This window comes from Burkholderia sp. Se-20378 (assembly GCF_017104665.1).
In the GTDB taxonomy this organism is placed as follows: Bacteria; Pseudomonadota; Gammaproteobacteria; order Burkholderiales; family Burkholderiaceae; genus Burkholderia; species Burkholderia lata.
Genome location: NZ_JAAGPG010000079.1, coordinates 1 through 25353, shown reverse-complemented (window position 1 = coordinate 25353; position 25353 = coordinate 1). Strand labels below are relative to the sequence as shown.

The 25353-nt window shown below is 62.5% G+C and carries 19 protein-coding genes and 4 pseudogenes; 9 read left to right on the top strand and 14 right to left on the bottom strand.

Annotated elements, in window-relative coordinates; genetic code table 11:
* The 6 genes and pseudogenes from sctL to G3N93_RS11960 all read left to right on the top strand — a co-directional run.
* A partial coding sequence (gene sctL / locus G3N93_RS11985) for a type III secretion system stator protein SctL (RefSeq protein WP_206133082.1) occupies positions 1-473 on the top strand: 473 nt, incomplete at its 5' end.
* Positions 470-1798: a type III secretion system ATPase SctN gene (gene sctN, locus G3N93_RS11980; protein ID WP_174989796.1), complete on the top strand. Its 1329-nt coding sequence runs from the start codon at positions 470-472 to the stop codon at positions 1796-1798. The genes sctL and sctN, both read left to right, overlap by 4 nt.
* On the top strand, positions 1795-2301 hold the full coding sequence (locus tag G3N93_RS11975) for a type III secretion protein HrpB7 (protein ID WP_174943677.1): 507 nt from the start codon (positions 1795-1797) through the stop codon (positions 2299-2301). Before sctN ends, G3N93_RS11975 begins: the two co-directional genes overlap by 4 nt.
* Before the next feature lie 75 nt (positions 2302-2376).
* A pseudogene (gene sctT / locus G3N93_RS11970) lies at positions 2377-3174 on the top strand (type III secretion system export apparatus subunit SctT); the annotation flags it as partial.
* A gap of 354 nt (positions 3175-3528) precedes the next feature.
* Complete coding sequence (locus G3N93_RS11965) at positions 3529-4125, top strand: hypothetical protein (RefSeq protein WP_206133081.1); 597 nt, start codon at positions 3529-3531, stop codon at positions 4123-4125.
* 110 nt (positions 4126-4235) lie between these two features.
* A pseudogene (locus G3N93_RS11960) lies at positions 4236-4493 on the top strand (LysR substrate-binding domain-containing protein); the annotation flags it as partial.
* 207 nt (positions 4494-4700) lie between these two features.
* Here the strand turns inward: G3N93_RS11960 and G3N93_RS11955 are convergent.
* The 12 genes and pseudogenes from G3N93_RS11955 to G3N93_RS11900 all read right to left on the bottom strand — a co-directional run bounded on the left by G3N93_RS11955 (position 4701) and on the right by G3N93_RS11900 (position 19567).
* Positions 4701-5474: an ABC transporter substrate-binding protein gene (locus G3N93_RS11955; protein WP_174943685.1), complete on the bottom strand. Its 774-nt coding sequence runs from the start codon at positions 5472-5474 to the stop codon at positions 4701-4703.
* A 449-nt stretch (positions 5475-5923) separates the two neighbouring features.
* On the bottom strand, positions 5924-6271 hold the full coding sequence (locus G3N93_RS11950) for a hypothetical protein (RefSeq protein WP_206133080.1): 348 nt from the start codon (positions 6269-6271) through the stop codon (positions 5924-5926).
* Between the two features lie 456 nt (positions 6272-6727).
* On the bottom strand, positions 6728-7318 hold the full coding sequence (locus G3N93_RS11945) for a hypothetical protein (protein WP_206133079.1): 591 nt from the start codon (positions 7316-7318) through the stop codon (positions 6728-6730).
* Positions 7319-7833: 515 nt separating this feature from the next.
* Positions 7834-9330 carry an NAD(P)/FAD-dependent oxidoreductase gene (locus G3N93_RS11940; protein ID WP_241026512.1) on the bottom strand — a complete coding sequence of 499 codons (1497 nt, stop codon included), beginning with the start codon at positions 9328-9330 and terminating at the stop codon, positions 7834-7836.
* A gap of 14 nt (positions 9331-9344) precedes the next feature.
* The gene (locus G3N93_RS11935) at positions 9345-10757 is read right to left on the bottom strand and encodes a radical SAM/SPASM domain-containing protein (RefSeq protein ID WP_206122718.1); all 1413 of its coding nucleotides are present in this window, start codon (positions 10755-10757) and stop codon (positions 9345-9347) included.
* Positions 10747-11610, bottom strand: a complete 864-nt coding sequence (locus G3N93_RS11930; RefSeq protein WP_011349370.1) for a hypothetical protein — start codon at positions 11608-11610, stop codon at positions 10747-10749. Before G3N93_RS11930 ends, G3N93_RS11935 begins: the two co-directional genes overlap by 11 nt.
* On the bottom strand, positions 11600-13012 hold the full coding sequence (locus tag G3N93_RS11925; RefSeq protein WP_241026511.1) for a hypothetical protein: 1413 nt from the start codon (positions 13010-13012) through the stop codon (positions 11600-11602). The genes G3N93_RS11930 and G3N93_RS11925 overlap by 11 nt, the downstream gene beginning before the upstream one ends.
* Before the next feature lie 33 nt (positions 13013-13045).
* Positions 13046-14575 carry a ferritin-like domain-containing protein gene (locus G3N93_RS11920; protein WP_206122715.1) on the bottom strand — a complete coding sequence of 510 codons (1530 nt, stop codon included), beginning with the start codon at positions 14573-14575 and terminating at the stop codon, positions 13046-13048.
* A gap of 213 nt (positions 14576-14788) precedes the next feature.
* A complete protein-coding gene (locus tag G3N93_RS11915; RefSeq protein WP_206133077.1) occupies positions 14789-16780 on the bottom strand; it encodes a hypothetical protein in 1992 nt (663 codons plus the stop codon).
* 33 nt (positions 16781-16813) lie between these two features.
* A complete protein-coding gene (locus G3N93_RS11910; RefSeq protein ID WP_174943702.1) occupies positions 16814-18010 on the bottom strand; it encodes an FAD-dependent oxidoreductase in 1197 nt (398 codons plus the stop codon).
* A gap of 525 nt (positions 18011-18535) precedes the next feature.
* Positions 18536-18775 (bottom strand): annotated as a pseudogene (locus G3N93_RS11905) (IS5/IS1182 family transposase); the annotation flags it as partial.
* Between the two features lie 219 nt (positions 18776-18994).
* On the bottom strand, positions 18995-19567 hold the full coding sequence (locus tag G3N93_RS11900; RefSeq protein WP_174943704.1) for a hypothetical protein: 573 nt from the start codon (positions 19565-19567) through the stop codon (positions 18995-18997).
* Positions 19568-19937: 370 nt separating this feature from the next.
* On the opposite strand from G3N93_RS11900, the pseudogene G3N93_RS11895 reads away from it, so the two are divergent.
* A pseudogene (locus G3N93_RS11895) lies at positions 19938-21098 on the top strand (IS3 family transposase).
* Between the two features lie 34 nt (positions 21099-21132).
* Here G3N93_RS11895 and eno read toward each other — a convergent pair.
* Complete coding sequence (eno, locus tag G3N93_RS11890; protein WP_174945343.1) at positions 21133-22470, bottom strand: phosphopyruvate hydratase; 1338 nt, start codon at positions 22468-22470, stop codon at positions 21133-21135.
* Between the two features lie 231 nt (positions 22471-22701).
* On the opposite strand from eno, the gene G3N93_RS11885 reads away from it, so the two are divergent.
* The gene (locus tag G3N93_RS11885; RefSeq protein WP_174945299.1) at positions 22702-23592 is read left to right on the top strand and encodes a LysR substrate-binding domain-containing protein; all 891 of its coding nucleotides are present in this window, start codon (positions 22702-22704) and stop codon (positions 23590-23592) included.
* A gap of 112 nt (positions 23593-23704) precedes the next feature.
* Here the strand turns inward: G3N93_RS11885 and G3N93_RS11880 are convergent, their stop codons facing one another.
* Positions 23705-24046, bottom strand: coding sequence for a hypothetical protein (locus tag G3N93_RS11880; RefSeq protein ID WP_174943713.1), 342 nt, complete (start codon positions 24044-24046; stop codon positions 23705-23707).
* Positions 24047-24773: 727 nt separating this feature from the next.
* Between G3N93_RS11880 and msrB the strand changes: the two genes are divergently transcribed.
* Positions 24774-25304: a peptide-methionine (R)-S-oxide reductase MsrB gene (gene msrB / locus G3N93_RS11875; RefSeq protein WP_174943716.1), complete on the top strand. Its 531-nt coding sequence runs from the start codon at positions 24774-24776 to the stop codon at positions 25302-25304.
* Positions 25305-25353: the final 49 nt, after the last annotated feature.

The window sequence follows — 25353 nt, the reverse complement described above, 5'->3', positions numbered from 1 at the left end:
GCGCCTATGCGCGCGGCTACGATGCGGGCCGCGCGCAGGCAATCGCCGACTGGCACGCGAAGGCGGCCGACGCGTTCGAGCAGGAGCGGCGCGTGCGCGACAAGATGCGCGAACGGCTCGCGGATCTCGTCGCTGCGGCCGTCCAGCAGATGGTGCGCGCGGAGGACGCGCGGGGTCTGTTCGCGCGCGCGGCGGAAACGGTCGAGCGTGTCGTCTCCGGCGCAAGCTATCTGACGGTGCGCGTGTGCGACGCCGATTACGACACCGCGCGCGGGCAGTTCGGGCTGCTTGCCGACGCGTGGCGCCGGCAAGGACGCAACGTGCCGGTCGAGGTCGCCGTCGCACCGCGCGTCGCGCGCGGCACCTGCGTGTGCGAATCCGACTTCGGCACCGTCGACGCGAGCCTCGACACGCAACTGAACGCGATCCGCGCGGCGCTCGGCCGCGCCCTCGACGACGCGAGCCGCCCATGAACGCACTGACCGATTTGTCCCGCGTCGCCGACGCGATGGCCGCGCGGCTTGCAATCGAGCCTGCCGTCGGCATGACGGGCAAGGTGCTCGAGGTGATCGGCACGCTCGTGCGCGTCGTCGGCCTCGAAGCGACGCTCGGCGAGCTGTGCGAGCTGCGCAGCGCGTCGGGCGCGCTGCTCCAGCATGCGGAAGTGGTCGGCTTCACGCGCAACGTCGCGCTGCTGTCGCCGTTCGGCACGCTCGGCGAGATCAATCGCGGCACGCGCGTGATCGGCTTGCGGCGGCCGCTGTCGGTGAAGGTTGGCAACGGCATCCTCGGCCGCGTGATTGACAGCTTCGGCGAGCCGATCGACGGGCGCGGCCCGCTCGACTACGACGCGCTACGCCCCGTGCTCGCGCCGCCGCCGAACCCGATGTCGCGGCGGATGGTCGACGCGTCGCTCGCGACCGGCGTGCGGATCGTCGACGGCCTGATCACGCTCGGCGAAGGCCAGCGGATGGGGATCTTCGCACCAGCCGGCGTCGGCAAGAGCACGCTGCTCGGGATGTTCGCGCGCGGCGCGTCGTGCGACATCAACGTGATCGCGCTGATCGGCGAGCGCGGCCGCGAAGTGCGCGAGTTCGTCGAACTGATCATGGGCGAGGACGGCATGGCGCGCTCGGTGGTCGTGTGCGCGACCTCCGACCGCTCGTCGATCGAGCGCGCGAAGGCCGCGTACGCGGCGACCGCGATCGCCGAGTATTTCCGCGACCAGGGCAAGCGCGTGCTGTTGATGATGGATTCGCTGACGCGCTTCGCGCGCGCCGGGCGCGAGATCGGCCTCGCGGCCGGCGAGCCGCCCGCGCGACGCGGCTTCCCGCCTTCCGTGTTCGCCGAGCTGCCGCGCCTGCTCGAGCGCACCGGGATGGGCGAGCAAGGCTCGATCACCGCGCTCTACACGGTGCTCGCGGAAGACGATTCGGGCAGCGACCCGATCGCCGAGGAAGTGCGCGGGATTCTCGACGGCCACATCATCCTGTCGCGCGAGATCGCCGCGCGCAACCAGTATCCGGCGATCGACGTGCTCGGCAGCCTGTCACGGATCATGCCGCAGATCGCGACGCGCGAGCACGTCGGCGCGGCCGGCCGGCTGCGCCAGTTGCTCGCGAAGCACCGCGAGATCGAAACACTGCTGCAGCTCGGCGAATACCAGGCGGGCAGCGACGCGGCAGCCGATGAAGCGGTCGCGAAGATCGACCGGATCCGCGCGTTCCTCAACCAGCGCACCGACGAGTACGCGCCGCCCGACGCGACACTCACCGCGCTCCATGCGCTCGTCCAGTGAGGAACCCGAAACAGCGCGCCTTCGAGATGCTGCTTGCGCGGCGCGAACAGCGCGGCGCGAAGCTGCGTACCGAGCAGGCCGCGCAGCGCGCCGAACGCGACGCGGCAGCGGCCGAGTTCGCGCAGGGCGAAGCGCACGCACACGCGAAGCTCGATGCGGCGAATCGCTATGCGGCGCGCGTCGACGCGATGGCGGCCGGCCATGCGGCGTTTGCGATCGGCGATTATGCGGCGTGTCGCCGCTATCGCGACGTGCAGCTCGACGAACACACGCTCGCGAGCGCGCAGTGCGCTCGCCTGCATGCGGCGCTGCAGGCCAAGATCGAGCAGCTCGCCGCGACCGCACGCCGGATCGCGCGCAACGACGCGCAGATCGGCGTCGTGCGTGAGCGGATCAGGCGGCTCGCGTGCGCGGCCGAGGCAGCCGCCGAAGACGTACAGGACGAGGAGATCGAGGAAGGCGTGCTCGCACGCCGGCTCGCGGCCGTGCGGGCCTCGACCTGAATCCTGTTCCCGCCAATGACGGCCGGCCCTGCGAATGCATTCTCGACATCTCAGGAACGTGCCATGGACATGCGCATGACGACCTACGACATCTTTCCGCTGCAGCACCTGGGCGACGAATTCATCGGCTTCATCGTGCTGCTCGCGCTGTCGAGCGAGCGGCTTCTCGTGATCATGACGATCCTGCCCGCGACCGCCGACAACCTGCTGAAAGGCCCGCTGCGCAGCGGCGCGGCCGCGATCTGGTGCCTCTTCATCGCATGTGGGCAGCAGGTGCTGATCCCGCAGCTCCGCGGCGCGTTCCTCGTGATCGCTTGCGCGAAGGAAGCCGTGATCGGGGTCGTGCTCGGCATCGCGGCCTCCACGGTGTTCTGGGCCGCGGAGGCGATCGGCACCTACGTCGACGATGTCGCCGGCTTCAACAACGTGCAGATGCAGAACCCGAGCTCGGGCACGCAGACGTCTCTGATGGCGACGCTGCTCGGGCAACTGACGATCGCGTCGTTCTGGATGCTGGGCGGCATGACGTTCCTGCTCGGCGCGCTGTACGAATCGTATGCGTGGTGGCCGCTCGGTTCATTCAACCCGGTTCCCGCGCCACTGCTCGAAATGTTCGCGCAGGCGCGGCTCGACATGCTGATGAACATGGTCGCGCGGATCGCGACACCGATGATGGCGATGCTGCTGCTCGTCGATCTGGGCCTCGCGTTCGTCTCGCGCTCGGCGCAGAAGCTCGATCTGATGTCGGTCAGCCAGCCGCTCAAGGGCGTGATCGCCGTGCTGATCGTCGCGGTGCTGGCGGGGAGTTTCGTGAGCGAGATGCGCGGGCAGATTTCGCTGGCGGGGCTCGCGCAGCAGGTGAAGCAACTGGCCGGCCGATAGGCGGGGCAACTGCTTTCGCACGGCGAGCGCCATCGAGATAGCGGACGTTCGGGGCAGTTCCACGCGGGCATTGATGCGAAGGATGCATCGACATCGTGCAACAAGCACGCGCTGCGCGACGCGATCGACTCGCGCCCACCCGATTCCGATCCACGCACTCGACGTTTCGCTTTCGCGCCGCTCGCTTCGCGTATCCAGCCGTCACGCCCGCCGCAACGCGCATCATCCCTTCATCGATCGGCCGCTACCGTCATGCGATTCCGACGGTGGAGCGGCCCGTCGATTTTGCCGTCGAGCGCCATGGCGCCCGACGCACTCTCCTCCTCTTGATAAAAGGTACCGAACATGGCAAAAATCACCGGCGGCAGCACCGCGCCTGTCGACAAGCAAACCACAACCCCTTCGTCGAGCAACGATTCGCAATCGACCCGGCGTTCGAACGATCGACCGACGGGCAGCGCGACGCTGAACGCACTGAACAATCTGTCGACGCCGCATACACGCCGCAACGACGTCACGCAACAGGCGGCCAGCCATATGGAGCAACCGGACGCGACGTACTATTCGGCGGCCGTGTTCGGGGTCAGCTCGGTGCTGCAGCACGGCCAGTACGGCATCACGGAAGGCTCGCACAATAGCGTGGTGGGCAATCTCGACGGCCTCTCGAAAGGCACGCAGACGCATACGGGCGCGCACATGAACGAAAGCAAGTCGTTCGGCAAGGACGCGGTCGAGCATTTTCGGCAAGGAGAGTATCGCGACGCCGCGATGACCGCAGCCGGTTCGGCGATCAACGCCGTGGCTTCGATGACCGTCGGGCCCGCGCGCGATTTCGAGACGGCCCGGAAAGATCCGCGTCCGGAAATCTCCGTGGCCGCGTCGGCGAGCCTGCATCAGGACTTCGCGACGCTGCCTTCTCCGACGCGCACGACGCACGAATGACGCATTCGATGCGTCACGCGACGCGCCGCCTCGCCGCCCCGTCCCGCGGGGCCGAGGCGCTGGCGTTGAAGTTCGTGTAAAACGGCCGCCCGTTCGACGTCGCAGTCGAGCCGCAACTGACGACCAACGATTTGCGCGTGATGCTGCGTCTCGCGCTGGCCGGCGCCGGCATCATGTTCGCGCCCAAGGACTGCCTGCGCGCGCATTTCGACGACGGCTCGCTCGTGCCGCTGCTCGAGGATTTCCTGCCACCGTTCCCGGGCTTCTTTCTCTACTTTCCGCAGCGGCGCAACATGGTGCCGAAGCTGCGGGCGTTGATCGATCATGTGCGGCAATGGCAGGCGCCGCCGTCTGGCGTTGGCGGGTGACGCGTGCCGCGCCACGCGAGCGCCACCGCGATGGTCGCCAGGTATTGAGGCTCGTCAGGTCGCCTCACGCGACGACGATGATGTGCGACCTCCAGACCGCCCCCTTCACACGTGCTTCGACGCGGCGGACACATCGTCATGCCTCGTTCCGCCGCGCCAGGTACGTCACGCGCCCGTCACCCGGTGCGACGAGCAGGACGCGTGCGCTCAATTGCCGTAGATGTCGAAATTGAAATAGCGACTGGCGATCTTGTCATACGTCCCGTCGGCACGGATCGCGGCGAGCGCCGTGTTGATCTTGTCCTTCAGGTCCGTGTCGTCCTTGCGAATGCCGATGCCCTGACCCGGTCCGAAAATCTTCGGATCGTTCAGCTCGCCGCCCGCGAACGCGTAGTCCTTGCCTTGCGGCGTATTCAAGAAGCCGCGCGATGCTTGCACGCCGTTTTGCAACGCCGCATCGAGCCGGCCGTTGGTCAGGTCGGCATACACCTGATCCTGGTTCTGATACGACAGGATGCGCGCGCCGCTACCTTCCCAATGCGCTTTCGCATACGTCTCCTGCATCGAGCCTTGCAGCACGCCGATGGCTTTACCGTTGAGCGATGCCGGCGTCGGCTGGATACCCGAGCCCTTTTTCGCGACAAGAAACGTCGGTGCGTGCGCCGTCTTGTTCGAGAAATCGATTTGCTTCAATCGCGCAGGCGTCATCGACATCGACGACAGGACCGCGTCGAATTTCCGCGCCTTCAGGCCGGGAATCATGCCGTCAAATGCATTTTCGACCCAGAGGCATTTCGCGTTGAGGCGCCTGCACACTTCGTTGCCGAGATCCACGCCGAAGCCAGTCAATTCACCGGACGGTTTCTTGTATTCAAACGGAGGATAAGACGGGTCGACGCCAATGCGAATCGTCGTCCATTCCTTGGCAAACCCGGTTGCGGACATGGCAAGTGCAACCAGTCCGATCATGATCCTCTTCATTCTTATCTCCATGTAGTTGAAATAACTGCATTGGCATTTACCCTTCGAACCGATCGATTCGAAACGGGTGACGACGCCTGATTCGTCGAAACCGGAACCTGCACGGCAGCCGTCGAGCTCCCCGCCGTCGGTCGTCGCGCCGCCTCAATCCTGCATTCCACCGAACGGAGGATTTTCCATCCTCTGTTTCGAGAAATAGCGGGCGCTTCCGCCGTGCTTGATTCGGCACACGCAAGCGTAGGCCTTTTCAGATCACCGATTCCGGTTGTATTGTGCCTTATCCGATTGAGCATCCAGAATTTCGACGCGTCCTTCATTCGATTTCTATGCGACACATCGAAAATAATCGACCGCATTCCGTGCAGCTCCACCTATGCGCGTCGAACGTCTTGGCCACCCAGCGAGCGATCCAATTGGCAATCGTCACATGCGGGACGCGGCTATCGTCCTCAAGGGCAACCATCGAAAGATCCTCGCCATAGCCCGAAATCTTCATGTTGGAGCTTGTTGAGCCCGCCCGTCACTCCAGTTCGAACACTAAAAATCGGACGTGAAATGTTCCAGACGATGCGACAAGCCCGCGCCTCCCGGTGATAAGCCGTGCTGCGTGCCGTGTTGTCAATTCCAGTCGTTCGCGCGATGGCTTGCAATTGTGCCCAAAGCGGATCGGCGTCCTCGACTGACAACGTGTCGGCTGCTGCCCCAAGCGCAGCGATGATTGCTTCAATGTGTTGGGGCGCGTCCGCCAGTACCAGAAGAGCGCGTGCGCGGGCCTGCTCTTCTTGATACACAGCCATCCAACATGCGAGCGTCCTGCGTGCGTGGCGATTCAACGCTCGGAGTTATACCGGTGGCATGGGTTCGTCGACGTGAAGCGATCCGACCACACGACGTACACCTCGGCCGGCCTGACACAATTGCCTGACTGCTGCGGGCCCTTTCGACGGTTCGACGCGCGCCCTGGCGCGACTCAGGGATGGTGGAACACGTTCTTGAAGCGTTGAAACAGATCGGATTTCCTGCTCGACAGCATCGTCAATCAAGCGAACCTGCCGGAAAGCGCCAATTCGATGGAAGGCTGCGTCCGACGCCGTGTGCGTGATACGCATTCGCGGCGACACTGCGCGAATGCGCGCCGATTCCGACCGGACAGTGCACCGGCCATGAGGTGGACGCCGCACATCGGGACGACACGCGGAGCATGTCGCCACGATGCGGCTTACTCGCTCGTTCCAGCCGGGAAATCGTCCTGATCAGATATTATTCTTGAGATTCTTGAGAATTTCGTAGAACCAGCTGGTGCTTTGGCTGTTGTTCAATGCTTGAATCCTGCTCCAGTCCCTATCGAGATTCCAGACCGAGCCGGTTGCAAGTTCATTGTCTCCCGGGCAATTTGGATACGTTTTGAAAATATCCTTGTAGGTTTTGATTTTCCCATTACTAATAGCGGCAGCTGCGTCGGCGCCCGTCCTGAGGTTGGCAATTGCCCTGCTGCTGATATCGTTGAATACCGCGCTCGAGAACTGGTAGTAGACGCCGTAATACTCGTACTTGCCCGTCACGCCATGCCACTCTTTCGGGATCAACTTTCCGTCGAAATTGCGAAGCTCGACGCCGGTCTCCTCCTGAAATTCATTTGCCGCGCCGATCACCGGATCGGTGTTCGCTGCCAGCCCTCCGCCGGGAAGCGCGGACTCTCCAGGGCCGTTCTTGATCACGGTGCCGTCCCGATAGATAACACCGTTGCCGTTGTTGTCGGTATGAAAAAAGAACCCCTTAGTATTCTTGACGGCAATAAAGAAATTCTTCGAAGAATCGCGCACGACAGCATATGTCTGAGCCATGTTTTTAATTTCACTCCGGATCGGGTTGATGGAACGACACGACCAATACACATTGGATGATAGTGCCTTCCCGAAATTTCGCCAGTTCCGATCGGCATGTCGCTCAACATCAAGATCATCTATTTTTATATTTTAGCTATTTGATTTTTTGGCGATGATCGTTAATTTTTTTGAAACTATTTGCGATGCTTGCTGCGTTTAATTGCAATGCGTCGGATCGAATTGGCGAAACGTGAACCGAAATAAAGTCGTCACCGTTTGCGAAGCAAAGATGTGTCGCGAAGACCGTGTCAACTCGCCGTGATGTTGGACCACCGCCTGGCAGCCGCGGTTATCTCCCGATGGCTCCGTCGAGCACACTTGAGTCAGTGCTGAGCGCTCGCCAGTTCATCCGAAAACCTCAGCCGTTCAAACCGCGTTCCCGCAACAGACGAGCGATGGTCCGGAAAATATCGCTGCACGACGGGACAAGTGGTCACGAAGCGAGTGTGCTCGCGCCGCCCAATAACAGGCATTCACGCGCCGAACACAGCGGGCTCGATCATTTGCCTGCTCCACAGCCATTCGAGCAACTGTTGCGCGCTGGCCGCTTCCATCGACCTGCCGAGAAACGCAATCAACTCGAGCGGATGCGTTGCCCGCGTCAGCATGTCGAGGAGCGGAAACAGCGCCACGCCATTCCAGAACGCGACGGGTCGATCAAGACTCGGATGCTGCAAGGCGGGATGCGCGGTGACGCGGTCGCCGGTCGCGCAAGGCAACACGACGATGCCGGTATTGCGGGCGAAGCGGATCGGACTGTGCAAGGGCAACGGAGGCGCGGGCTCGCCGGGCTGCGGCGGGTCCGACGGCACGCGCGCCCATTCGGCTTGCAGCGCGTGCGTCATGAGGTCTACGCGCGCCGCGATTTCGTCGCCGGACGAGGAAGACGCAACCGTATCGGTCGTCAAAGCAGGCGTCGAGCGCAGGCGCCAGAAAGGCGCTTCGGCGCACCATGCCTGACGGTAGTACCCGGCGGTCCATGCGAGGTGACGCGCCGCGCCTTCGATCAGGCGCGATTCGTAAAAGCGCTGCGCCAGTTCGCGCTCCGAGGCCTCGCTTGCCCGGCACCACGTGTTGATCGCGAGAGCGGCCTGGAGCGAGAAGCGCATCGCCTTCTCGACGCCCGAGGACGAGATCGGGTCGAGCGCGAAGGCCACGTCGCCGAGCTTGATGCGTCCGTCCTGCCAGGCGAGCGCGTCGACGTAGGGCGTCGATACGCACATGCGCGGCGAATCGCACCAACGCACACCTGCCATGTCCTTGAACAAGGCGCTTCGCGTGCAGGCGTTGCGCAAGACCGACGCCGGCTCGCGTTCGAGCGCGTCGTCCCGCGCGGAGGGATCGAACGTGAACATGACGCGGTAACGGCCGCCCGGCAGCGCAGCGCCCCACATCCATCCGTCATCGAGCGCTTCCACGCGCGTGGCGGCATCGGCCTGCGCAGCCGGTGTTTCCATCGCGGCTTCGGCCCATACCGTGGACAGCCGACGCGCGTGCAAGCGCTGCGGCTCGCGCCGGCTCTGCCGGCCCTGTGCATCGAGCAGCACGTGCGCGTCGACGCTCCGCAGCCCGTCGGGCGTAGCGATCTGCACGCGCCAGGCACCGGGCGCTCCGTCGACTTGCGCGAGGCTCGCCGGCCGCAGCACTTCCACGCCGCGCGCCACGGCCAGGCGCAGCAGCGCCGCATCGAATGCGGCACGCTCCACAACGGCGCCCTCGTGCGCCACAGTCTCGATCGATTCGCTCGTCCAGCGTACGCGCGTGGGCTTGCCGGCGACGAGGGGAACGGATTCGAGCACCTCGTCCGCGTCGAGGTAGTCGATGATGTTTCTGACACCCGGCGTCAGCGCTTCCCCGATCTGCGGACGAGGCCATAGCGGGCTTCGCTCGACGAGCAGCACGCGATGCCCGAGCTGGTTCAAGCGCAGCGCCACGCACAGGCCAGCGGGACCGGCGCCGGTCACGAGCATGTCGAACGTGCGAGTCACGCCGTTCCCGCACCGCTAGCCGACGCGCCAGGCGAACCGGCAAACCAGGCCGGCGCATAGCGCGCGAGCCTGCCGTGCGCGCCGATTGCATAGTGCAGCCAGCCGCGGATGTAATCGCACGCGCTGCGTCCGCGCTCGAGGACCTCGTGATGGCATCCGCCGCCGCAAAGATAGCGCGCCCAGCATGTATTGCAGGGCTGTTGCTGGTGCACGTGACGCTCGGCGAGCCAGATCGTCTGGCGTGCCTGATCGACGCCCGTGGAGAGATGCCCCATGACGCCGGCCTCGTCGCCGACGAAGCGGTGACACGCCGCCAGCTCGCCATCGGCGGAGACGCCGAGATACCCGGCCCCTGCGCCGCACGGGTACGGCCGGTGCGTGCCGCGCTGGATTTCGCGCAGCGCGTTCTGCATGTTCGAGAACGGGTAGCGCTCGCCGCGCATGACCTTTTGCTCGAACGCGAGCCCGCAGGCGATCATCCCTTGCAGCATGTCCGCCATGTCGTCCGGGCCCATTTCCGCGCGGCCGTTCGACGCGCGCAGCAGCGGCGAGAAGCCGACGCTGTGGAACCCCATGTCGACGAAAGTATCGAGCGTGCTCGGCAAGTCGAGATTGAACGGCGTGACGGTCACGCGCGCCGAGACCTGCATGCGCCGCTGGCGCGCCAGCAACGGCGTCACGCGCTCGACGATGTGATCGAACGAGCCCATGCCGCCCTTGAACGGACGCAAGCGGTCATGCACGGGCGCGGGGCCGTCGAGGCTGACGGTGACAGCGAAGCCGTGCTCCTCGAAGAACGCCCCGTCATCTTCCTGCAGCAGGCTGCCGTTCGTCGTCACCGAAAACTGGCATCGGATTCCACGGGCATCGGCGCGCTCCCGCGCGTGGACAGTCGCCGCGCGCAGCACCGCGCGATTGGCGAGCGGCTCACCGCCCATGAAGGCAAGATTGATCTTGCCGCCCTCGCTCGCCTGCTCGATCAGCAGGTCGACTGCCGCCAGCGCGGTTTCGAGCGGCATGTTCTTCGCCTTGCCGCCAAATTCCCCTTGCTGGGCGTAGCAATAGGTGCAGCCGAGATTGCACTTCTGCGCGACGGCAAGCGACAACGCGTGCACCGGCATCTCGGTCAACGGCTGGTCGTCGATCGCCGGGCGCATGTCGAGCCCGCGGCTCGCGACCAGCGAAGCGACGGCCTGCGCATCCCCGTCCTCGAGCGCCGCCTGAAACGCGTCATGCAGATCGTGCGGCACATGAAACAGGCGGCTTCCGTTCACGAGCAACAGTTGCGCGCCCGCCGCATCCTCGACCACGTGGATCCCGGGATGCCGCGGGCGCGACGCCTTGACGATGCGCGCCGCCATCGCCGACGCCAGCGGCGCGAGCGGCTCGACGGCGTGGTCAGGTTTCATCGGCATCCTTGCCACGGATCACGAACTGCAGATCCTCCTGCCAGGACCGGAACAGATCGTCGTAGGACCACAGCCGCGTGTCGACGCGATTGTCCGGCACGTACGTGCCCGTGCGGCGCTTGGCGAACCACATGTCGCCGCGCGCCAGCCCGTCGTCGCCCGGCTCGACATTGACGAAGTCCGGTCGCGACGCGGCCCAGTAGTAGCACGCGCATTCGCGATAGTCGTTCTGCCAGGGTGCGCAGAGGCCTTGCGTCAGCTCGCCCGGCTTCAGCATCTCGAGGTTGAAGCTGGCGGTGTCGCCCTCGAAAAAGCGCCTCAGCGTGAGCGTCACCTTCAGGGTCTCGGTTTTGCCGTGGTCGTAGTACACCTCTTCCAGGGCGTTATCGTGCGCCGTGAATTCGCATTCGACCGGCTTGCCCTGCAAATGCACGATGCGGGCGATGGAGTTCGACCACTCCATGAACGACACCGCATTGGGATTGGGCTTGCTCGCCAGCGTGACAGGATCCCCGCCTGGCAGCACCGGCCCTGTCGTGAGGACCATCGTGCCGACCTTGTGGCCGTCGAAACTCAGCAGGCGGCGCGTCTTGAGATGCTCGTAGCCCGGCTCCGCATCGATGACGTAGTTGTTGTTCTCGACCAGGGTGATGCCGACGAATGCGCGCCGCCAGAGATTGCGGAAATCGAACTCCAGGCCCGGGAAGCAATTCGAAATCGCCGTGCGCGGCAGCACCGAGACCGGGTTGCCCACGCCGCGATGGTGAATCTGCGCGGTCAGGTTGGACGCGCGGATCTCCCCGTTGCCGGGCTGCTCGAGGTCTTTCGGAACGTTCGGATCGTTAACCGACATGCTTGTCTCCCTTCGGATCAGGTTGTCCGAACATCGCGTCCCGCGCTGCCTTGATCACCAGGTTGATGTGGCGGCGCGTGAGCGTCAGGCTGCGACCATCCGCCCCGCGCATCAGGGCCGGCATCTTGCGCAAGCCCTCGGCGGTCAGGTCGCCGATCTCCTCGGGCTGGCGCAGCAGCCTGGCGAACCACGGCGCACCACCCGCCGCCAGCGTGCTGAACACGCGCTCGTGCAGCGCCCGTAGCGCGAGATTGTCGACGATCGATTCGGCGGCGATCGGCTCGTAATAGCGCTCGAAGTCGGCCGTGTTCTGCCGCACCATCGTGCTCGCGACGTTGAGCCTGCCGTTGACCGGGTTGCCGTTCATGACCGCGGTGTTCATGAGGCGGATCGTTTCGAGCGCACGCAGGACGATCTCCGTGGCTTCGTCGATCGATACGCTCTCTTCCGGGACGTGGATGCCCTGGAGAATCTGCTCCATCTCGTCGGACACCACGCGCACCGGCATGGTATCGGGCGCATAGGCCGGCGGCCCGGCGCCGATATAGCCGTGCGCGCGCAGCGTGGAGCCGTCCCTCTTCGTCAGCACGACCTGCACGTGGCCATCGCATTCGTCGTCGAGATAGCCCCAGCTGACTTGATTGCCATCCTTGTCGGCGTATCCGGCAAAAATCTGCGCGGGGTTGGTCGGCGCGGGATGCTCTTTCGTCGGGCCGCCCGCCTCCCTGAAGCCGAGCCACTTGCCCGGCGTCTCGGCGTAGAGCAGGAGATCGTCGCGATCGATGACGGGATCGGGCTTCAGCTCGTTTTCGCGTTCCTTGTCCGAAGTGCGGCGCACCAGCCGCGTGCCGTACACGACACCGGCGGCAGGGGTGTAGCGCAGGCGGATCTCGGGGAACTGCGCCGTCGGCTTGACGAACTGGACGTGACCGAGCGGAAGATGCCGCCCCGCACGAAAATGCTCGCAATGGCCCAGCATCGCGTGCCGCTCGTGATCCTTGAGACCGGTCAGGTTCGCGTGGATCTTGTCGTTCGGGTCGTTGGTGCGGCGGTAGATCTTGATGTTGCCCAGATGGATATCCCAATGCAGGGCGTCGAGATCGAGTTGTTCCGCCGCGAGCAATTGCAGCGTGAGCGGCTGCAGCGTATGGGGCGCCTCGCTCGTGCGCGCAAACACTTCGAGAAAGGGCGCGACCGGCCGCACCTTCCTGTTCTCGTCCTTGAAGCGAATCGTGTCGGGCACATAGGCCTTCGCGATCTCGCCGCTTTCGGGATCCACCTCCAGCGTGGTGCACGGCACGATGCGTCGAAAGTCGAGCGGGTTGTCGGGATCGACGACGAGGTCGAACGCTTCCAGCGGCGTCGCCGCGGCGCCCAGCCTGCCGACCGCGACGGGCGGCAAAATCCGGAGTTCCAGTATCGGCATGTGCGGCTCCTAGAGTAGCGCCAGGTCGACTTCACCGGACAGGATGCGCCTGGCGACGGCGGCCAGGTTCCTGTCGGCTTCGCGCAGACTGAGCAAATACGGATGGCGCCCGGCATCGGTGTTGGCCAGCAACTCCACCACGAGGTTCTCCGAGGCCGCGAGCAGATCGAGGTGCCCGCGCCAGCGGTTTGCCTCGCCGAACGGGCTGTTGAGCGTATAGGGCATCTGGAACGGCGGCCCCGCGAGCGACGCGTCCGGCTCAGCCGACACGCGCGACTGCATCAGGATCTCCGAGAGCGCGCGCAGGTTGTACATCTCGCCGAACGCCGCATTGACGATCGTGCCGCGCGGCGTGAACTGCCCGGCCGCATTGAGCCCGCCGTAGAGCGTGAAGCTGTGGATCAGGTACTGCAGCAGCATGCGGTAGCGCAGGTTGAACAGCGACGCCCACAGCTGGGTCACCGGCTCGGTGATCGGCGTCACGGGTGTGCCCCCCAGCTCCGGCTCGAACTCGGGGTCGAGCGCCACGTAGGGATTGACCGCGACGGGCCGCGAAGGCCGCCAGGTTTCGTCTACCTGCGCCGCATGGAGATCGGCCGCCGCTGCCGGATAGGCTTCCGTCCACGCTTCCTCGAGAAAATCGCCGGGGCGTGCGGCAAGCCAGGTGTCGACGCCGCACAGCTCGCCTTCGACGACCGCAAGCATCTCGACATAGATCCGCAAGAAGCGCACGAAATGCGAGGGATCCTTGCCGTGGGGCGCCTCCCCTTGCTTGGCGATTTTATCCAGCGCGTTCACCGCGTCGTCGCGCGAGGTGGCGGGCATCACGAGCACGTCCGGCGTTCCGCCTGGAGCGCGACCGCCGCCGTTGCCCCGGTGGCCGCCCTTGTACCCGCGTCCCCATTCGGCGAAATCCGCCTGGCAGCGGTAGGTGTCGGCCTGGAAGACCTCGTCGGGCAGGTGGTCCCTGACGAGCGGAATCAGCGTATCGAACAGCTCGGCAACCTGATGAGGATTGGATGCCTGCTCGCCGACGCGCCGGCGGATATCCGCGCCCAGCTCGCCGCCGTCCCAATCGGGCGGCGCCTCCGTATAGACGTATTTCGCGAGCGAATCCAGCGTCAGCGGTTCGAGCATGAAAGGGAACGGATAGAACGGCGTATCCCACGGGTAATCGTCACGCTCGAAATGCAAGGGCGAGCCGATCAGGCGCAGCACGTTCTGCACCGTGATCAGGTGGCCCATCTCCTCCTTGGCGATGCCGAGGATGGTTTCCTGCCAATTGCGGACCGTGTCGCGAAACGCCTCCGGCACCTGCGGCCCGCCCAGCGAATAGCCGGCGTACAGATACTGCACCATCAGGCAATGCTCGATTTCCGCGTCGATGGACAGCAGGTAGGTGACGTAGTCGCGCGTCGATAGCTCATTGTTGAGCACCGGCTTGGTGGAAGGGCCTTCAGCGGCCCGCTTGCCAAGCGCAAGCCGCCCTGGGGATGAACCGCCGGGCGCGAGATGCCGCCACAGTCTGAGAGATTGCATTGCCGCTCCTTATTACCTACGTCTGAAATAGAGGGTCGTGCAGTACTGCAGGGAATGGCTGGTATTTCGGTACTGATGCGCGCCAAACGTCTTTCGACGAGGCGCGCGGTCACTCGAGCGGGCGCGTCACCGCCCCTCCCGCTCGTCTTTACGGGCGCCGGATTTCCGTGGAGATCCGCGGCACGTTCAACTGCGACCGCATGCGCCGGACAATCAGATTGGCTGGCAGATGAACGGGTATTCCGAATCGTCGATCAACGGCTCGATGTCGAAGAAGTCGTTGAGCACCGACTCCGCCGTGCAATAGGCGCCTTCCACCCAGGCCTGATCGTTGGAGTAGCACTCCCCCACGATGAAGATGGGCGCATCCTTGCCGTCGATCAGCTGCGACGGTTTGCGGATTTTTTGCTGGACGTCGGCAACGTCGTAGTGCGCGGCCCACGCATGGTAGCCCGCACGGAACGGCGGCAGCGACCAGTCGACATAGGCCGCCTCGATCGGCTCGGGCACGTCCGCAAAGTCCGAGTTCGGCCCAAAGTGCAATTCCGCCAGCTGCTTTCGCAGCATCTTGACCATTCTGTCGGGCACCTTGCGCGGCCCGATCAGCGGTTGGATGTCGTCGGCGATCGGCACATGCCGCTCTTCGTTCGGCCCGAGCTCCAGCTCGCGCCAAAACGTCGTGAAGGTTTCGTCGTCGTAGGAGGCCAGCAGGCCGTAGACCGGCTTTGCATTCCTGTCAGCCGCGTTATTGCCGAAGTACACCACCATGCGGATCGGCGTGTCGGTCACGCTCGGTCCCATGGTGTTGCGCTTCGCGACGAAGAGCAGCAACGTTTCCTGCTTGACGGTCATCCGCTCGCCGGCCGCTTCTTCCACGGCCTTGACCAGCGCGTCGGCGCTCGCGAACTGGACATTCAGGATCGTGTCCGAAGCGGACATCGCCTGCACGAACACCGGCGGAAAGTCCTGCTCCTTGAGCGACGCGATCACGGCATCCGTTACTTCATAGCCGTTGATCTTGGGCGGATAGGGCGTAGCCGGGTCCAACCACCATTCCTTCTCGAAGAACATGCCAACCTTGTAAGACGGCTGCATGATCGCCGACTCGAGATAGAGCTTGACCTTCCGGTCGTTCAGGACGTCCAGCCCGCCCCGATCGTCATAGCGGGAGCCCTGGGCAACCTGTTCGAGCGCCGCGCGCGGCATGGCCAGCCAGGCGGCCGCCGTGGTCCGACGGGCAGCCTCCCGGTAGGGATCTTCCCGCGTCGCGATCGTGTAATGGACGACGCCGTTCTCGACATGGATGGAGCGCAGCCGCTGGTCCGGGTAATACTGAAGCGTGACGCCTCGCTGCGTCGCCAACTGCTCGATGGCCGCAAACAATGCGTGAAACATGCCCGAGTAGCCGGTCGTCAGCGTCATGTACTGATTGCCCGGCGTGAATTCGTTGTTCGCCTCGAAGGCGACCGCGCTATTCCAGTTGATCACGTTGGACGAGTATCCGTTGCCGTCCGCGGCGTACTGATAGCCTTCCGAGCCGAGCTGGTCGTACATCAGGTTCCAGTAGCCGATGTCCTTGAGCAAATCGCCTTTCTGGAAGATGGAACTCGACGGCAGTTCGGCCGTGATGCGGCCCTGCTGATAAAACGCGTCCCACTGCTTGCGCGTGCCCGGACCACTGGTGCTCGTGACCGACACCGCTTCGACGACGGCGAAGCCCTGGTCGGGCGTGGTCGCGGCACCAAAGTTGTTGGCCGCGTACGGCGCCGGATTGCGCGAGGAAATATCGCTTTGATAGAGATTCCTGGCGCGCAGGTAATAGAGGGGATCGCTCGATTCGTTGAACGGCACGGCATAGCGGTCGAGCCCGAGCTTGGCGATCACCGTCGTGACCAGCCGGTGACCCTGCGCTTTACCGTCGTTTTGGCCGTTCCATTGCGAATAGCGCATGCCGCCCAACTCGAGGTAAGAATGGTCGGGATTGTTCTGGTAGTGCCAGGTGCAGACCCGGGCACCGGGTGCACGGGTGCCCTGAAATTCCTTCGAAAAATCGTACTTGCCCCAGTCGAAGAGTTCCAGGACGTCGCCCTGCTGCAACTGCCGGTTCGGATCGCCCCCCGCTCGCGCCTGGCCATTCAACAGTCGCCAGGCCGTGTATAGACCGGCGGCACCACACCCGAAGATCGAATAGGTCTTGCTTGCCATGGTGTCCTGCTCCCGTAGATGCGCGGCCTGTGCTCAGGCCAGCTTGTTGAAATAGCGGCTACCGGTGGAGAAGTGCGAGATGTCGAATGGGGTGTGACCGTCGAGGGTCAGCTGGCAAAGAATTTCGCCCAGCAGCGGAACGAACTTTCCGGCCCAGCCGGTCGCATAGATGACGATGTCGCGGTGGTTCGGCACATAGTCGGGCGCGAAGTCGATCAGCAATTCCTTGTTCGCGATCTTGCTGAGTGCGACGAGGCAGGTCGACGTGAAGCGCGGAACCGGCTCGAGACCCTCCATGTGCTCGCCGACCCACTCGGCCGTGAACGCGAGCTCCCGGGGATTCGGAATGGGTGTGCGCTGATCGGGGGACGTCAGCGGCGCGAGGACGAAATCGGACGCGACACGGATATAGCCCGGGTAATTCCAGGCGACCTCCGGGAAGCCGTAGAACTGGTTGCCGTTGTCGCCCACCGGGTTCTGGAACACGAACCACGTGGGGTACTGGATATCCGGCCGGGTCTTGCGGTAGTAGGCCGAGGCCATGTTCCAGTAGGTCGCCGCGATACGGAACCCCAGCAGCCTGAACACGTCGTCGGCATAGGGGCCCGGCGTCAGCACCAGCTTTTCGGCACTGAAGGTCCCAAGCGGCGTCTTCACTTCAAAGAGGCCCTGCCGACGCTCGATGCCGATGACCGGCGCCTCCTGCAGCAGCTGCACGAAGGGAGAGCGCTGATTCCAGTCGAGCAGCGTCCGCTGCGTGGCCGCGAGATCGATGCTGGCGCCCTGGGCCTGAAAGAGTCCCGTATACGTCGACGGCAGATTGCGAAAGTGAAAACGCTTCTCCAGCTCGTGCGCATCCAGCGTTTCATAGGCAACCCCTTCGGCCTTCAGCGCTTGCTCGGCGGCGGGGATATTGCCCTCTGTCGACTTGACCGACGGATCGCCGAACCACAAGGTGCCGACCGTGTCCATGAGCGGCTGCGGCGTCAAGCCTTGCAACTCGTCCCAATAGGGGATCGACTGCTTGACCAGCTTGACCATGTACGCGTCGGGATACGGAATGCGGAACTGGCGCGACACGCCGGCCGAGCTGCCAAGCTGGTTCACGAACGTGAACTGCTCGAGCACCAGCGTCCTGGCCTTGCGCTTGCCGAGATGGTAGGCGGTCGACAGGCCCATGGGCCCTCCGCCGACAACGATAACGTCATAGCGATGCGTTGCGTCGTGCATGTGGGGCTCCAGGGCATCCGGAAGCACATCGATTACAGCGATCCGCGAGATCACGGTCCCGATTGATGCAGCAATGGCCGAGTCGCTAAGTCGAACTTCTGGGAGGCTTTGAAAAACGGAATGGATGACGCCATTTTCATGGTTGGCGATGCGTCGTCGTCCGTCTCACGCTTAGCGAGTCGCTGCGGTCGAATTACATGCGAGCGACGGTATGTGAGCAAGCTGGCAATCCTGACAGGAGGTTGAGATCTCAATCCCGGTGCGTCGCGAATCAGGGTTTCTTCTTATGCTTTTGTGGCCGATGTACGTGGGGTACGTGACCTCGGACGGGATCGATAAGGATGCTCCATCGCCCGGGCCGTAGACATCGAGTCCAGGTTTGATCAGGTCGGTAGCCGCAGCGTCAAAAGCTGCTTGATCTCACGTTGCCTCGATCAATTCGCTCTTGCGCACCATCGTCAGCAAAATGACGCGCAGGGCGAGCCGGATCGTCGGGTAGGTCGCCATCTGTTCCAACTGTCGATGCATGAGCCGAATCCGCAAGCGTGGCCTGCCGGCCGTGCTCACTCCGGCACCGGCAAGCTGCGGCGCCGTGCCAAACAGATCAATTCCTTCGGTGACCACTCCCGCCCGATCGCGATGAGCAAACAGCGGTGCGACCGATGCTTCGATCTGCGCCCACGGCATGCGTGTCGCGAGCACCGCGAACGGGTGGTGCAGATCGATCATGGTATCCAGTCGGCTAGGGAAGAAATCGTCGGTCATCGCGTCCTCGAACTCCCAGGTTTTGAATCAGATCGATATCCTTTCCGGGAGTTCGATCACCCAACGATCATCCGCAATTCCTCGCCACGTAGGGCCCCCTCAGGTTTTTCAGGTCTGATGAATTATGCAACAACGCCCCTTGAGCACCTCGGCATCAAAACGAAGTAGACCTACGTCGCAAGCGCCGGGGAATGCGGCCCGAAGAGATGCAATCCAAGGCTATATTTTGTTGTCGATACGAAAGTCTGCGTGAACTTGTGCGCCAAGACTTCTCAAGCGCAACATAACTTCATTCAGATTTTCTGGCGCTGGCTTATAGTGACCGCTTTTTCGTGAAAGTGTTTTTATAATTCCATCGTGAATTTCGATATAACCCGCAGCAAGAACTTCCCCACCACTCAAAAAACTGGAGTGCTGGAAGAAGCCCTTTGCTTTAAATTTTGAAATATAGAGCTCCCCACTCTTATCCATCACATAAATAGCACGATGGTTGTCCTCAGCGACCTCGGAAATCACGTCGCTTGTATCCAAGCATTGTCCGTCAGATCCGGTGATCTTCCCGTTCTCGACTTTCACTTTAAGTTTGTTACGTTGAGCCTCGTTCAAATACTGAACATTCACGTTATTTCCAAATACTTTTCCATCCTCTTCTCCGGAAAACGAGGGATCCATTTTTAGGGGCGATGCCTTAGAATGTGGGCCATTATTTTCGATTGGAAGAGGCATTAGCTGAGTCACACCATTTTCTGTGGACAACATGGGGTCCGGTTTTGCCAGGCTTTGCAAGTTCATCAGACCGGCTCCTCGTCTCATCGCAAGGCCGGGCTTACTGGGTGGTCGAGATGTGGTCGGCTTGCTACGAAGCTGTGCAAACCGGTCATCGGCAAATCTGGAAGGCGTTGCATTAGGCAGCGTTGCCGAATCATGACCAGGCGCCGCATGCGAGCGGTCCTGAACCAAAGAGTTAGAGTTGACGCGAAGCGGATTCGACATAATTAGTGGTCTGTGACAAGAAACAGGAGAGCACAGTTTGAGAAACTATCGAATTGTCCGATCGAGTCATGAATGGGATGCGAAGCTGAGCCAACAAATGCGAAGTGTAGTGGTCTAATGAATCCGGACACTGATTTAGGCGAGAATGATCGCTATGAAGAGGTGTCTGATGAGCAAGCAACGACGTACGTTTTCCCCGGAGTTCAAACAGCAAGCCGCCAGTCTGGTGCTCGACCAGGGCTATAGCCATATGGAGGCAAGCCGCTCGGTCGGTGTCGGCGAGACGGTGCTGCGTCGCTGGGTGCAGCCTTCAGATGGAGCGCCAAGGCGTCACGCCGCAGGGCAAGGCAATTACGCCGGATCAACAGCGTATTCAGGAACTCGAGGCGCGTATCGAACGCCTCGAGCGTGAGAAGGCCATTTTAAAAAAGGCTACCGCGCTCTTGATGTCGGAAGGCATCGAACGTACGAAGTAATTGATCAGATTGGCGCAAGCGAATCGGTCGAACTGATCTGCACAGTATTCGACGTATCGCGATCCTGCCTGTATGCATACCGGGAGCGTGCCCAGCGCGTTGACGCCGAGCGCATGGCCCTGCGTAGCCGGGTACACGAGCTGTTCGTTGAGAGCCGAAGCTCTGCTGGTAGCCGCAGCATCATGGGCATGATGCAAGAGGAAGGCACGGCAATTGGCCGCTTCAAGGTCAGTCGTTTGATGGAAGAGCTGGGATTGATTTGCAAGCAGCCGGGCAGCCATGCGTACAAGCAGGCGACGGTAGAGCGGATCGATATCCCGAACCATCTCAACCGTCAGTTTGAGGTTGCTGCGCCGAATCAGGTCTGGTGTGGCGACATCACTTACGTCTGGGCGCAAGGTCGTTGGCATTATCTGGCGGCGGTGCTCGACCTGTTCACGCGGCGAGTTGTTGGCTGGGCATTCTCGACGCGCCCGGATGCCGATCTGGTCGTGCAGGCGCTGGAGATGGCCTATGAGCAGCGAGGCCGGCCGCAAGGATTGCTGTTCCACTCGGATCAGGGCGCCCAGTATGCAAGCCGGAAACTCCGTCAGCGGCTGTGGCGATATCGGATACGGCAGGGCATGAGCCGCCGTGGAAATTGTTGGGACAATTCCCCGATGGAAAGGCTGTTCCGCAGCTTCAAGACGGAATGGCTGCCGTCAGTGGGTTACATGTCGGCTCAAGAAGCACACCGGGATATCAGCCACTACCTGATGCACCGGTACAACTGGATACGGCCGCATCAGTTCAATGACGGACTGGCGCCGGCAGCCGCGGAAGAAAAACTTAACGCAGTGTCCGGGATGAGTTGACCACTACAGTTTCTCTCCAACGCGACATGGACTGTCAGCGTGCTGCTGGCTGAAACGTGCTTTGATCAGCAACCGCACACGCAGGTGAATTCGCAAATGCGCTTGCACCGGCGTAGCAAGCTTGATTGCCGAGCACTCTCTCAATGCGAATCAGCCGGTTGTATTTTGCGGTACGATCGGCGCGCGATAGCGATCCAGTTTTGATCTGGCCGCATCCCGTAGCAACGGCCAGGTCGGCAATACTCACATCCTCGGTTTCTCCGGAGCGATGCGAGATCACCGCGCGGTAGCTCGCGTCATGCGCCACGCGTACTGCTTCCAGCGTTTCTGACAACGTGCCGATCTGATTCATTTTCACCAGGATCGCATTGGCGATCGACGCTTCGATACCGTTCTTTAGAAGTGCCGGGCTGGTGCAGAACACGTCATCGCCGACGAGTTGGCAACGCCCACCGAGCGTCGTTGTCAGTAACTGCCAACCTGGCATGTCGTTTTCCGCGACGCCATCTTCAATCGACACAATTGGATAGGCATCTACGAGGCGGGACAGGTATTCGACCTGCTCCTCGGCGCTGCGCTCGACACCTTCTCCCTGATAGACGTAACGCCCGTCCTTGAAAAACTCGCTGGCCGCGGGATCGATTGCCAGCGCGATATCGGCGCCGGGTCGATAACCGGCGACTTCGATTGACGCCATCACGAGGTCAAGCGCCTCCTGCGCCGAGCGAATTGCTGGCGCAAATCCCCCCTCGTCGCCGACATTCGTGTTGAAGCCCTGCTGCTTTAGTGCCGCACGCAACGTGTGAAAAACTTCGGCCCCCATACGTACGGCCTCGGCAAACGACGGTGCGCTCAGCGGTGCAATCATGAATTCCTGAAAGTCCAGCGGATTGTCTGCGTGAGCACCGCCATTGAGGATGTTGATCATGGGTACGGGTAACACGCTTGCCTGGAGGCCACCGAGATAACGAAACAGGGGCTCGCCCCGACGGGCCGCTGCCGCATTGGCGACGGCTAATGAACAGCCAAGTATGGCGTTGGCACCCAAACGCCCCTTGTTCCTGGTGCCGTCGAGATCGATCATCGCCATGTCGATAGCGGTCTGATCCGATGCATCAAGGCCCGTCAGCAGGGTACGAAGTTCGGTATTGACCGCATGTACCGCCGCACGCACCCCTTTTCCCTGATAACGATTCTTGTCGCCGTCACGCAACTCGACAGCTTCGTGCTCGCCTGTCGAGGCGCCGGACGGAATCATCGCGCCGCCTCTGGCTCCGTCATCGAGGGTGATTTCGACCGCCACGGTCGGGTTGCCTCTGCTATCCAGAACTTCCCAGGCCTCGACATTGGAGATTTGCTGGCATGGCTTCATGGTGAGATCCCTATATGATAAAAATTGTCGAATATGACCATTTCCGACGACGCGAAAATTCTTGCCGTAGAGTCTCGATTTCACCGGAAACAAGGTGATTTGCCCTGCGATCGCCCTAACAGGAAAGGAAATTTTTGCTCCGTTGACTGCAACGATACATGTCTGGAGTACCATTCAAAAAGCGACTTTTTTTGTTATATCCGTCAGCTTTTTTGACTAATAAATTTGATCATGCGGAACCTTCCACCGCTTTCTTTACTGCGTGCTTTCGAGGCGACAGCGAGACTGGGATCGGTCACCAAGGCGGCCGCAGAGTTATGTCGAACGCACGGCGCAGTGAGCCGCCAATTGAAGCTGCTACAGGAGCACTTTGGCGCGGCGCTCTTTGCGAAGGAGGGAACCGGCCTCAAGCTGAACCAGCATGGTGAGGCGCTCTTCACACTCGTCGCGCCCATGTTCGAACAGCTCGAACGTGATTACGAACGGCTACGCGCGCAATTGCACGATACTGGCCTCCATGTGGCATGTAGCGCGACCTTCGCGATGCGATGGCTCGTACCCAATCTCGCCGATTTCTATCGAATGCAACCCGATGTGCGGATTCGTCTCTCGATGACCTCGGCGCGCGAAATTAGAACGGAAGGCGCAGATGTGGTGATTGTCTGGGACCTCACGTCGTATCCGCAGGTCGATCGTGAAAGGGCCGTGAGGTTAGCTCCGGTATGCTTTGGCCCCGTCTGCACACCCGAATATGCATCGGTCGCCCACACGGGGATCAAAATTACTCACGACTTCACGTCGAGCGCATGGACAAATTGGGAGCTGCAGAATGGGACTCCGATTGGAATGGGTGGGCAAATCGCATTCCCTCATACACATCTGTGTATCGAGGCGGCCCTCTCAGGACTGGGCGTCGCGCTCGTCGAACGTCGATTGATCCAACGAGAGTTGACCAAGGGCCTGCTCGTTGCACCGTGGGGGTTTACAGAACTGCCTTTTGGCTTGATGGCGCTGACGGCTCCAGGCCGTGCATTACCGGACAAACTGCCCACGTTCATTTCGTGGCTTTGCGAACGCTTGCGTGCGGACGACTCAAGATTGACCAGCGATCTTTCTAATTAGGGGAAGCCACGTTACATTCCCCAACGGCTGCAACTGCAGGCGTTCACAAGAGTGCCAGCAGCGTCCTGTAATACCGCGAGCGCAGTGCTTTCCTGGCTGTAAGCGGCGGGCATCAGTTCATTGAGCCAAGGTGAACGAACGCCATAGCCTGCTTCGCGAAGGGATGCAGTTCCCCATCTGTCACGCTCCGGCGCGGAATCTTGCCCTGCGCGTCGTGGTGGAACAAGCTGGCGAACTCGTTAAAGGACCGAAGGTTTTTGACTTCGGGCTTGAGCTGCTCGAGCGGGCTTCCAGCGGGTGCGTTCTCGATAAGTCCGACGATGACGCCCATCGTCACGCCTTCCCGGATGAGGCCCGGGAAGCGCCGATGCAAATTGCCGTCGACGAGGACTCGCAGCGCCTGAGCCACTTGCAGGAGGTCGTCGGGTGCGGCGCCCGACAGGTAGTTCGCCAACAGCCCCGCCCGGATCGAAGAACCTCCAGGCCCGCGTGTGACGCAATGGCCAATGAACCCTCCCACCGGCACGGCGTCGCCCGCCCCAGAAATCCAGGGGCGCCGAAACGGTGACGGCACCGCTTTTCGCTCGCCGCGGTGGGAGCGCTCAATTCCCCAAGGGGTGTGGCGCACGCGGAGGCTTCGCCTATGTCCCGAAATGAAGGGGACATAGCTCGTACTATGTTCCCCTTCACCCCGCCGGCTCGTGCCTCGGAATGAACCACTGCGGTCGAACGCATCGCGGCGCCCTTTCACTGCACATCGGCGCACGTCCCAACTCGCTTCCCGAAGTTTCTACGTAGAAACTGCCAAACTTCCCCGTCCACACGCGCACCACGCGTCGGGCGCACTAGCTTGCAAACTCATCCGTCTATCAATGCACATCAGACGCGCGACCGCAATCAAACGACGTTCGTGCCCCAGTCCGATTCGATCGGCAAGCCAAAGTCCGGATTCGCCGCGCCGCTCGACGAACACTAAAAATCGCAACGCGAACCCGTGCTCGGCAAACATCGGCGGCTCACCCGTTCGAAGGCCCTCGCCAGTTCGAGCTTCGACGCATTCCACCGCACCCTCACGGAACACCCCAACCATCACAATTCATTTAACTTTCCGTGAGGACTTCGACACCGGCCACTAACTACGATGGGCGCATATTTTCAGGACCTGCCGCCAGGAGCCCATCATGCCCACCCGCAGACATCTGCTGTTCGCCGGCGCCACCGGCCTCGCCGTGCTCGCGACCCTGTCGTCCGTCGGCCGCCGCGCGCTGGTCGGCCGTGCGTTCGCCGCGCCGCCGGCCACCCCGCAGACGGCCGCCCCTTTTGAGGTCACGCTCAGCGACGCCGAATGGCATCGCCGGCTCACGCCCGCCCAGTACTCGGTCCTGCGCGAAGCCGGCACCGAGCGGCCGTACACCAGCCCGCTGAACGACGAGCACCGGCAAGGCACGTTCGCGTGCGCCGGCTGCAACCTCGCGCTGTTCTCGTCGGCCACCAAGTTCGACAGCCATACCGGCTGGCCGAGCTTCTGGAAGCCGCTCGACCACGCGGTCGCCACCAACACCGACGCGTCGTTCGGGATGATCCGCACCGAAGTGCACTGCCGCCGCTGCGGCGGCCATCTCGGCCACGTGTTCGACGACGGCCCGCAGCCGACCGGCCTGCGCTACTGCATGAACGGCCTCGCGCTCACCTTCCACCCGGCCGCCGCCTGATCCGGCCCCACTCCGACCGACTGGAGAACGCACCATGCTGCTCATCGTG